Here is a 2,041-nt window from a genome sequence, read left to right on the forward strand (position 1 = left end):
CCTTGATTAATGTTTTTCTCTTTGACATTTTATTTCCTTTTTATTTATTTTTCACGCTAAGCACTATGGCACTTTGGTCTTACCCGCACAATGCGGTAAAAAACCTCTTCTTATTTTTCATACAATCCAACAGATTTAAAAAATAATCAACCACATCCACCGATAGTTACTTTAACACTTTGAGAAGCAATCAGAAAAGTTCCGTTGCTTAACTCTACAAGTGCAGCTACCTCTTGTGTTTCACCAAGTTTTACACGTGTAGAGAGCATTGCTTTTCCATTTGCCGGAGACAAGTGTGCATCAACACAGCGTGAGTTGCCATTTTTTGTAGCAAATATATGTATTGATTTTACATAATCATCCTCATTCATCGGATGATCAACCTCAACAGTTACGGGAACAACCGCACCGTTTTCTGCAATTTCCGGTACTTTTAATGCTATTTTTTTAGAAACCTCAGGAGTTTTTGAACCTGTTACAGCCGCTAAAGCCTCTTTGTATGAAAGCGTATTTGAACCTTTTGGTTTATCATCTGCAGCAAAACTCACTGAAGGTGTTACAACAACAGCACTCGCGGCTGCTACACTTAATCCTCTTAAAAAATCTCTTCTTTGCATCTTTATATCCTTTTTTTCTATTTTGTTGATAAAATATATGAAGTTATCTCACATATCTCTTTTTCATTAAAGAGTTTTGTTGTTAGATTTACGGTCATATTTGTATGCGGATTGTCAATCCTTGGATCTGCAATCTTCTGATACACATACTCGGTATCTCTAACACCTGTTTTTACGAATATTTCAGTATAGTTCGTTAGGTCAGGTCCTATATTTCCACCGCCTATCGCACCCTCTATATTGTGACATGCAACACAGTTTCCGTACTGCTTATCTTTCCCATTAGGCAGCTTTTTGCTTAAACCCTCAGGCGCACTCCCTTTTGCATTTCCACCATTAAGGTTGTGAAACATGTATGAGCCTCTAGCAATAGCTTTTGGATCAGTCGTTACACACCCTTGGGGCATTTTGTTTACACCTAACGGCGGTAACAAATCTTTTTGAATTATCTTCGCCGCGTCAGGGATCTCAATTACACTGCTATAATCAGCAGCAAAAATTGTTACTCCCAAAAGCAACGATAAAGTCAAACTCCTCTTCATTTAAGCTCCTCTTTTTTTTAATTTCGGAGACAAGTTTAACAGTGAAGTGTAAAATTTATATAAAATTCAATTTTATTGTTGAAATGTAGATGAATTGTCCATCAAAACGAGGTTTTTTGGAAACTTGTATGTAAAAGTTGTCCCTTTTTTCAGCTGAGATTCTACGCTTGCTTCGATTTTTTCTTGTTTAATGATAGAACCGACTATATTGAGTCCTATACCAAACCCACCGGTTTGTCTACTCTCTCTATAGTACCTTTCAAATATCTTCTCAACATCTTCTATGCCTATGCCGTAGTCTTTAAATGAGAGCAGACATTCGCCCTCTTTATTTAGTTTCATGTTTACTTCTACAATATTTTGCTCATAAGAGTACTTTATGGCGTTTGATATATTGTTATCAACTACTCTTTGAAACTGTTTTGGGTTCATACTTATCTTTACACCCTCTTGAAGCTCACTTTGTATTGTTATATTTTTCATGCATGCAACTTCACCAAAATACTCTATGCGCTCATCTAAAAACTTCTTTACATCAATATTTTCTCTCTCATACTCTATTTTGTCATGTTTGATAAGATACTCCATGTCATTGTAGATGTTTGAGAGCACTTTTGCAGAAGCTTTAATCCTCTGCATGTACTTATTTGTTCCATGTTTTCTGCTAAAGAGATCGATATTGACATTAATGATAGCAAGAGGTGTATTTATTTCATGAATAGAGTCTTTTATAAACTCATCGAGCTTTTTATTTACCTCTTTGAATGGTTTTGCGAATCTATCCAAAAAGAGTATGCTCAGTAAAAATATAAGCGTTACGATGGAGAGAAGTATTACCAAAGCTTTCTCATAAACTTCATAATAAGAGAGCTCATTCTCCAC

At 35.5% G+C, this 2,041-nt stretch carries 3 protein-coding genes; all 3 read right to left on the reverse strand.

From position 1 onward, the window contains the following. Positions 1-146: 146 nt before the first annotated feature. Positions 147-617, reverse strand: a complete 471-nt coding sequence (gene soxY / locus RQ763_RS11510) for a thiosulfate oxidation carrier protein SoxY (RefSeq protein WP_314153130.1) — start codon at positions 615-617, stop codon at positions 147-149. Between the two features lie 17 nt (positions 618-634). Then, complete coding sequence (gene soxX / locus RQ763_RS11515; RefSeq protein ID WP_314153131.1) at positions 635-1,159, reverse strand: sulfur oxidation c-type cytochrome SoxX; 525 nt, start codon at positions 1,157-1,159, stop codon at positions 635-637. Positions 1,160-1,231: 72 nt separating this feature from the next. Continuing rightward, on the reverse strand, positions 1,232-2,041 hold an 810-nt coding region (locus tag RQ763_RS11520), incomplete at its 5' end, for a HAMP domain-containing sensor histidine kinase (protein WP_314153133.1).

Origin of the sequence: Sulfurimonas sp. (assembly GCF_032250635.1) — a bacterium.
In the GTDB taxonomy this organism is placed as follows: Bacteria; Campylobacterota; Campylobacteria; order Campylobacterales; family Sulfurimonadaceae; genus Sulfurimonas.

Coding starts and splice junctions, on each gene's coding strand:
- soxY (WP_314153130.1), bottom strand. CDS start 617: ATGCAAAGAAGAGATTTTTTAAGAGGATTAAGTGTAGCAGCCGCGAGT.
- soxX (WP_314153131.1), bottom strand. CDS start 1,159: ATGAAGAGGAGTTTGACTTTATCGTTGCTTTTGGGAGTAACAATTTTT.